Below are 7233 nucleotides of genomic sequence, written 5' to 3' on the forward strand. Positions count from 1 at the left end.
CAGCCGGCGCACTGCCGGGGGCGGGCCCATCGGGGAGCCGCCGGATTCAGCGGTCCCAGCGGTAGAACTCCCGCGCCATCGCGTCCTTCGGCTCCCGCCAGGTGGCCGGGTCGTACGCCTGCACGTAGGCGGTCAGACGGTCGCTGACGGTCCGGAACTCGGGGTGCCCGACGACCTTGGCGACGGCCGGGCCCGGCGGGCGGTCGGCCTCGATCAGATGCAGGTAGACGTCGCCGAACTGGAAGAGGCTGCGGCCGGTGACACCGATCAGGTGCGGCAGCTCGCCCTGGTCCGACTCGGCGAACACCTCGGCGATGTCCGGCGCGGCCTCGGGCTTCATCCGGGCGACGATCAGCGCCCGGTGGACGCCGGTCACAGCTCCGCCGCCCGCTTCTCGACCTTCTCCCGGATCAGCTGCATCTGGACCTTCGAGTTCCGGTTGATGTGCTTGACCATGCCGGCGGTGTCGACCGGGGCGGTCGGCTTCATCGCGAAGTCCTGGATCCAGCGCATCTTCGTGCCGGCCGGCACCTCCGTGTACTCCCAGCGGATCTCCATGAACTCGAACGGGCCGGGCTCGACCCGGCGGGCGCGCACCGAGAGCGCGTCCCGGTCGGTCTCCCGCTCGGAGACCCAGCTCCACACCTGGCCGTTCTCGTCCGGGTGCATGGTGAGCCGGAACCGGACGAGGTCGCCCTGCCGGTCCAGCACCTCCACCGAGGCGTACTCGCTGAACAGCTGTGGCCAGTTCTCCAGGTCGTTGGTGATCTCCCAGGCCAGGTCGAGCGGGGCGGCGATGACGATCTCGTTGTCGGTGTGTCCGGGCATCTCAGGCACCAGCCTTCGCGGTGAGGGAGGAGTTGACCAGTTGCAGGAACTCGACCGGGGTCTTGGCCGACTCGGCGCCCGAGGTGACCTTGAGGCCGTGCCGGTTCTCCAGCTCGCCGACCACGCCGAGCAGGCCGAGCGAGTCGATGCCGAACGCCTCGAACTCCGCGCCCGGCCGCGCCAGGTCGCCCGGGTCGACGGCGACCCCGGCCCGGGCCTGGAGCAGGGCGGCGAGCTCGGGATAGTTGAGGGTGTTGTTCACAGGGTGTCCCTTCGAAGGTGTGACGGGTGGTTCAGGGTTGCGCGCGGCGGAGCACCAGCGCGGAGTTGGAGCCCATCAGCCCGCGGCTGAGCACCAGCGCGGTGTTCAGCTCGGCCGGGCGGGCACGGTCGGTCACCAGGGAGAGGTCGTGGCAGACCTTGGTGACGTTGGGGGTGGGCGGCACCAGGCCGTCCTCCATGGCCAGTACGGCGGCTGCCACGTCGAGCATCGGGGCGCCGCAATAGGCCCGTCCCGTACCGGTCTTGGGTGCGGTGACCGGGACCTGCTCGGCGGTCGGGCCGAGCGCGTCGGCCAGCGCCAGGGCCTCGGCCCGGTCGGCGTCCGGCACCCCGAGGGCGTCCGCGAAGACCACGTCGATCTCCTCGGGCACGACGCGGGCCTCGTCCAGCGCGATCCGGATCGCGGCCGCCAGTCCCTCCCGGGACTCCGCCCAGCGGGAGGCCCCGGTGAAGGTGGCGGCGTGCCCGGCCAGCAGCGCCCGGACGTTGGCGCCGCGCAGGCGGGCCGTCCGTTCGTCCTCCAGCATCAGCATCGCGCCGCCCTCGGCGGGGGAGAACCCGCAGGCCTGCTCGGTGAACGGCAGGTACGCGCGCTCGGCGTGCTCGGCCAGGCTGAGCTCGGGGTAGCCGAGCTGGCAGACCATCGAGTACGGCGCCAGCGGGGCCTCGGCGGCGCCGACCACCACCGCGTCGGTGCCGCGCTCGATCGACCGGGCGGCGTGGGCGAGGGCGTCCAGCCCGCCGGCCTCGTCGCTGGCGACCACCCCGCACGGTCCCTTGTAGCCGCCCCGGATCGAGATCTGGCCGGTGCTGGCCGCGTAGAACCAGGCGATGGACTGGTACGGGCCGACGAACTTCGGCCCCTGGCCCCAGAGTTGTTGGAGCTCGCGCTGGCCGAACTCGCCGCCGCCGGAGCCGGCCGCGGTCACCACGCCGACCGCGAAGGGCTCTTCCGGGTCGGGCCGGAACCCGGCGTCCGCGACGGCCAGGTCGGCGGCGGCCATCGCGTAGTGCGTGAACCGGTCGGTCTGCACCAGGAAGCGGTTGTCGATCGCCGACTGCGGGTCGAACCCGTTCACCTGGCCTGCGATCCTGAGCGGCAGCCCCGTGCAGCCCTCGCGGGATATCCGGTCGAGGACGCTCACGCCCTGCCTGGTGGCCTTCCAGAAGGCGTCGGCCCCGACCCCGTTCGGAGCCACCACGCCGAGGCCGGTGACCGCGGCCCGGCGGCCCTGCTGACGTGACGTCATGGAACTCACCCCGTTCTGTTGAGCACGACGGCGGACTGGAATCCGCCGAATCCGCTACCGACCGAGAGGATGTGGCTCAGCGGCAGCTCGCGCGCGGTGCGCGGCACGTAGTCGAGGTCGCACTCCGGGTCGGGAGTCTCGTAGTTGGCGGTCGGCGGCACCACGCCGTGGGCGAGCGCCAGGGTGCAGGCGACGACCTCGATGGCGCCGATGGCGCCGAGCGAGTGCCCGACCATCGACTTGATCGAGCTCATCGGAGTGCCGAAGGCGTGCCCGCCGAGCGATCGCTTGACCGCGGCGGTCTCGTGCCGGTCGTTCTGCTTGGTGCCCGAGCCGTGCGCGTTGACGTAGTCCACCTCGGTGCGGTCCACCCGGGCGTGGGCGAGCGCGTGGTCGATCGCCCGGGACATCTCCAGCCCCTCCTTGGTGAGGCCGGTCATGTGGTAGGCGTTGCCGAAGGTGGCGAAGCCGCCGATCTCGCCGTAGATCCGGGCGCCGCGGCGGCGGGCGTGCTCCAGCTCCTCCAGCACCAGGACGGCGCCGCCCTCGCCGAGCACGAAGCCGTCCCGGCCGGCGTCGAAGGGGCGGGAGGCGTGCTGCGGGTCGTCGTTGCGTTCGCTGGTGGCCTTGATGGCGTCGAAGCAGGCGACGGTGATCGGCGAGATCGGGGAGTCGGAGGCGCCGGCGACGCAGATGTCGGCGCGCCCCTCCTCGACCGCCTGGAAGCCGTAGCCGATCGCGTCCAGGCCGGAGGTGCAGCCGGTGGAGACGGTCTGCACCGGGCCGTGCGCGCCGGTCCGCTCCGCGACCGCGGAGGCCAGCGTGCTGGGCGCGAAGGCCCGGTGCAGCTGCGGCTCGGCCTGCCGGTGGTCCACGTCCCAGCGGGCGCCGGCCGAGCTCACCAGGGCGTAGTCGTGCTCCAGCCGGGTGGTGCCGCCGACGGCGGTGCCGAGCGAGACGGCGATCCGCCACGGGTCCTCGCCGGCCAGGTCCAGGCCGGCGTCGGCGATCGCCTCGTCGGCCGCGACCATTGCGAACTGCACGTAGCGGTCGGCCCGTTGGATCTCCTCCGGGCCCAGCCCGTGGGCCGCCGGGTCGAAGTCGACCTCGGCGGCGATCCGGGAACGGAACCCGGTGGGGTCGAAGAGCGTGATGCCCCGGGTCGCGGTGCGGCCGGAGGTCAGCAGGTCCCAGAACGCCGGGACACCGACCCCGCCGGGTGCGACCACGCCGATCCCGGTGACGGCGACGCGCCGGGTCACGAGCGCACCTTGGCGTGTTCCGGCGGCCCGGAGGCCGCGGTCCCCTCGGTGCTCACGTGACCGAGGTCGGGGCGCGGGGCGAGCGGGCCGAGGTGGAAGACCATCCGGGCCTCGGTGTCGCCGACGTTGCGGAAGCGGTGGCGCATGTTGATCGGGATCATCAGACCCTGGTCCGGCTTGAGCGGCCGGGGCTCCCCGTCCAGGTCGACCTCCAGGTCGCCGCAGACGACGAACACGAACTCCTCGGAGTACGGGTGGTAGTGCTCGCCGATCCGCTCGCCGGGTCTGACGATCGCCAGGCCCATGAAGCCGCTGGTCGCGCCGCAGGTGGTCGGGGTGAGCATGGTGCGCAGCTCGGCGCCGTGGCGGCGGTTCTCCGGCGCTTCGTGGACGCTGACGATCCGTGGGTACTGCGTGGTCATGGTGGGCTCCTCCGGTGGCCGTGAGGTGGTGGAACGTCAGTTGTTGATCGGGTCGGCGGAACGGCGGTCGGTGACCGGGTTCATGGCGCGGGCGGCGAGGAAGGCGCCGAGCCCGGGGGCGGTGCGCAGGTCGCCCTGCGGGCCGAGGTCGAGCAGCCCCGCGAGTGCGGCCGCCTGCCGGTCGTCGGCCACGCCCAGGGCGGCCGCCGGGTCGGCCTCGGCCGGCACCCGGAGGTCGACCAGGCGCACCACCACGTCCTCGCGGTGGAAGACGGTGGCCGCGGCGACCGGCCCGGTCGGGTCGGCGGTGGCCAGGTTGTCGTGCTCGGCCAGCAGTTCGGCAACGGCCTGCCCGTGGCCCGGACGGACCGGGTAGAGCACGGCGTGCCGGTGCAGCCGGGCGGTGTTGGGGGAGCTGGCGATCGCCTGGTGCCGGGCGGGCAGCGCGGCCTTGGCGAAGAAGGCCCGGGCGGCCTGCGGGTCGCCCAGCTGGCGGGCCTCCTCCAGGTGCGGGTTGAGCGCCTCCTCGACGGCCCGCACCTCGGGCTGCATCGCCACGTGGCGCAGCGCGTCGCCGAGGTCACCGATCACCTCGACGGCGCGGACCACCCGGTTGCCGAGCATGAACAGCGAGGTGCGGCGCAGCCGGGTGCGCTCGTCCACCTCGGCCCGGGGGGAGGCGTAGCCGGAGAGGATGCGGGCCACCTCGGGCTCGCTGCCCGGCTTGACGGTGAAGGTCAGCGCGTGGCGGACCACGCCGTCCGGGCCCGGGTCGGCCTTGGGCGGGCCGGCGTGGCCGGCCGGGGCGGTGCGCGGCAGGCCGGGCGGCACCGCCATCGGGGCCCGGGTGCCGGTCGAGCCGGCCGCCGAGGTCTCGCGCAGCACGGCGTAGCGGAGCGAGCGGAAGCTGTCGCTGACGCAGCCGTGCATCGGCTTGACCATCTCCCGGTGGGCCGGGCTGTCCACCCACTTCAGGAAGGTCTCCTGGTCCTCCCACTCGCTGGTGATCAGCCACTGGCGCGGGTCGTTGATCGACTGGCACAGCTGGTCCCTGACGTGGCCGGGGACCGAGGCCACCTGGTGGCGCAGCTGCTCGTACACGTCGAGGAAGCGCTGTTGGGCGCCGTCCTGGATCTCCAGCATCAGCACCACCCGCAGCCGGGTGTCGACCTCGTCCTGTTGCTTCGGCTGGGGTTCGGACAGAGTTGTCATGATCCACTTTCTGCTCTGGGCCGCACGCTGCAGGCCGTGTCGGCCGTGCCCGGCGGGTGCTCCCCGGCCTGGGAGGGCGGTGCGACGGCGGTTCGGCCGGGCGAGTCGGCGCCAGGCCTGAGGTCGATCTTGGGCGGCGCACCGGGCGCGGCGCGAGATTTGCGGGCCATCCGGGCGAAGGGACGGCACGGGCCCCCTCGGGCGGGGGCGGGCGGGGGATGGAAGAGCGGGGGCCCGGCTGAGCGGGCCCCGTCGAGGGCGGCGCCGAGCCCAGTCGCCGGGCCGCGGAATCCCCTGACAGGGCGGAGCAATTGATGAATCCGAAGGTTGACGACCGGGTGCCGGTCCTGATCGTGGGTGGCTCGCTGGTCGGGCTGTCGGCCTCACTCTTCCTCGGTCGGCTCGGGGTCAGACACCTGCTGGTCGAGAAGCACGCCGACACCTCGCATCACCCGCGGGGGCGCGGCAACAACGTCCGCACCATGGAGCTGTACCGGGTGGCCGGGATCGAACCGGCGATCCGCGAGGCGGCCTCGATCCTGGCCCCCAATCACGGCATCCTCCAGGCGCCCTCGCTGACCGGCGCCGAGCAGGAGTGGCTGTTCCGGGAGATCGACCCGGGCGGCAGGCTGGCCCGGTTCAGCCCCAGTTCCTGGTGCCTGTGCAGCCAGAACGACCTGGAGCCGGTGCTCCTGCGGGCGGCCCGGGAGCTCGGCGGCGGCCTGCGGTTCAGCACCGAGCTGGTCTCCTTCGAGCAGGACGAGACCGGCGTCACGTCGGTGCTGCGCAGCCGGGAGAGCGGGGAGGAGCGGGTGGTGCGCTCGGAGTTCCTGATCGCCGCGGACGGCCCGCGCAGCCCGGTCCGGGAGCGGCTGGGCATCGGCCAGACCGGCAAGGGTGAGCTGTTCCACAACGTCAGCATCACCTTCCGGGCCAAGCGGCTGGCCGAGGTGGTCGGCGACCGGCACTTCATCGCCTGCTACCTGACCAACCCGGAGGCGGACGGCGCGCTGCTGCCGGTGGACAACCAGGAGGAGTGGGTCTTCCACGCGCCCTGGCACCCCGAGCACGGTGAGCCGCTGGAGGCCTTCACCGACGAGCGCTGCGTGCGGCACATCCGCACCGCGGTCGGCCTGCCGGAGCTGGACGTCGAGGTGACCGGCCGGGCGCCCTGGCACGCCGCCGAGCGGGTGGCGGAGCGGTACGGCACCGGGCGGGTCTTCCTCGCCGGGGACTCCGCCCACGAGATGTCGCCGACCGGGGCGTTCGGTTCCAACACCGGCATCCAGGACGCCCACAACCTGGCCTGGAAGATGGCCGCCGTCCTGTGCGGCTGGGCCGGGCCGCGGCTGCTGGAGACGTACGGGCAGGAGCGCCGCCCGGTGGCACTGGTGACCGGCGAGCGGGCCTCGGCCCGCTCCGCCGAGCACAGCCACCCGGGCTACTCGGTGGTGCCGGGCGTCGGCCGGCAGGCCGGGGTGCTGGCGGTGGCGCTCGGCTACCGGTACCCGGTGGGCGCGGTGATCGGCGCGGACCAGAGCGGGCCGGTGGTCCCCGAGCAGTTCGAGGTGGCGGGCGAGCCGGGCAGCCGGGCCCCGCACCAGTGGCTGCTGCGGGCGGGGGTCAGGCTCTCCACCCTGGACCTGTACGAGCAGGCGATGGTGCTGCTCACCGGCCCCGAGGGCGGCGCGTGGCAGGCGGGCGCCCGGCGCGCGGCCGACCGGCTGGCGGTCCCGCTGGACGGCTACCGGATCGGCGACGGCGCCGAGGACGACCTGGCCCCGGAGCCCGGGGCGGACTTCGCCGCCCTGCACGGCATCGGCCCGCAGGGCGCCGTGCTGGTCCGCCCGGACGGCTTCGTCGCCTGGCGTTCGCCCGGCCCGGCGCAGGACGCGGAGGCCGAGCTCACCACGGCGCTGCGGACGGTGCTCAGCCTCTGACACATGCGGAAGGGCCCGCCGGCTGTCTCTTATACAC

Annotated in this window: 8 protein-coding genes; 1 reads left to right on the forward strand and 7 read right to left on the reverse strand. The window is 73.7% G+C overall.

All coding sequences use genetic code 11. The annotated features are described in order from the left end of the window. Positions 1-46 precede the first annotated feature (46 nt). The 7 genes from ACFU7Y_RS36180 to ACFU7Y_RS36210 are packed head-to-tail and all read right to left on the reverse strand — an operon-like array spanning position 47 to position 5256. Complete coding sequence (locus tag ACFU7Y_RS36180) at positions 47-376, reverse strand: TcmI family type II polyketide cyclase (RefSeq protein ID WP_224282871.1); 330 nt, start codon at positions 374-376, stop codon at positions 47-49. Continuing rightward, complete coding sequence (locus ACFU7Y_RS36185) at positions 373-828, reverse strand: SRPBCC family protein (protein WP_224282870.1); 456 nt, start codon at positions 826-828, stop codon at positions 373-375. Before ACFU7Y_RS36185 ends, ACFU7Y_RS36180 begins: the two co-directional genes overlap by 4 nt. Before the next feature lies 1 nt (position 829). After that, the gene (locus ACFU7Y_RS36190; RefSeq protein WP_224282869.1) at positions 830-1090 is read right to left on the reverse strand and encodes an acyl carrier protein; all 261 of its coding nucleotides are present in this window, start codon (positions 1088-1090) and stop codon (positions 830-832) included. A gap of 31 nt (positions 1091-1121) precedes the next feature. Further along, on the reverse strand, positions 1122-2360 hold the full coding sequence (locus ACFU7Y_RS36195) for a beta-ketoacyl synthase N-terminal-like domain-containing protein (RefSeq protein ID WP_224282868.1): 1239 nt from the start codon (positions 2358-2360) through the stop codon (positions 1122-1124). Between the two features lie 5 nt (positions 2361-2365). Continuing rightward, positions 2366-3622 (reverse strand): beta-ketoacyl-[acyl-carrier-protein] synthase family protein, encoded by a 1257-nt coding sequence (locus ACFU7Y_RS36200; protein WP_380770899.1) that lies wholly within the window; start codon positions 3620-3622, stop codon positions 2366-2368. Further along, the gene (locus ACFU7Y_RS36205; RefSeq protein ID WP_224282866.1) at positions 3619-4044 is read right to left on the reverse strand and encodes a cupin domain-containing protein; all 426 of its coding nucleotides are present in this window, start codon (positions 4042-4044) and stop codon (positions 3619-3621) included. Before ACFU7Y_RS36205 ends, ACFU7Y_RS36200 begins: the two co-directional genes overlap by 4 nt. 36 nt (positions 4045-4080) lie before the next feature. Beyond that, entirely contained in the window at positions 4081-5256 is a 1176-nt protein-coding gene (locus tag ACFU7Y_RS36210) for a SchA/CurD-like domain-containing protein (RefSeq protein WP_380770900.1), read from the reverse strand. Positions 5257-5570: 314 nt separating this feature from the next. On the opposite strand from ACFU7Y_RS36210, the gene ACFU7Y_RS36215 reads away from it, so the two are divergent. Continuing rightward, a complete protein-coding gene (locus ACFU7Y_RS36215) occupies positions 5571-7196 on the forward strand; it encodes an FAD-dependent monooxygenase (protein ID WP_224284091.1) in 1626 nt (541 codons plus the stop codon). Positions 7197-7233: the final 37 nt, after the last annotated feature.

Origin of the sequence: Kitasatospora sp. NPDC057542 (assembly GCF_042801945.1) — a bacterium.
Lineage (GTDB): Bacteria > Actinomycetota > Actinomycetes > Streptomycetales > Streptomycetaceae > Kitasatospora.

What these genes read in the sequence shown, in the direction of transcription:
- ACFU7Y_RS36185 (WP_224282870.1), bottom strand. Translation starts at nt 828, where the DNA reads ATGCCCGGACACACCGACAACGAGATCGTCATCGCCGCCCCGCTCGAC.
- ACFU7Y_RS36195 (WP_224282868.1), bottom strand. Translation starts at nt 2,360, where the DNA reads ATGACGTCACGTCAGCAGGGCCGCCGGGCCGCGGTCACCGGCCTCGGC.
- ACFU7Y_RS36205 (WP_224282866.1), bottom strand. Translation starts at nt 4,044, where the DNA reads ATGACCACGCAGTACCCACGGATCGTCAGCGTCCACGAAGCGCCGGAG.
- ACFU7Y_RS36210 (WP_380770900.1), bottom strand. Translation starts at nt 5,256, where the DNA reads ATGACAACTCTGTCCGAACCCCAGCCGAAGCAACAGGACGAGGTCGAC.
- ACFU7Y_RS36215 (WP_224284091.1), top strand. Translation starts at nt 5,571, where the DNA reads ATGAATCCGAAGGTTGACGACCGGGTGCCGGTCCTGATCGTGGGTGGC.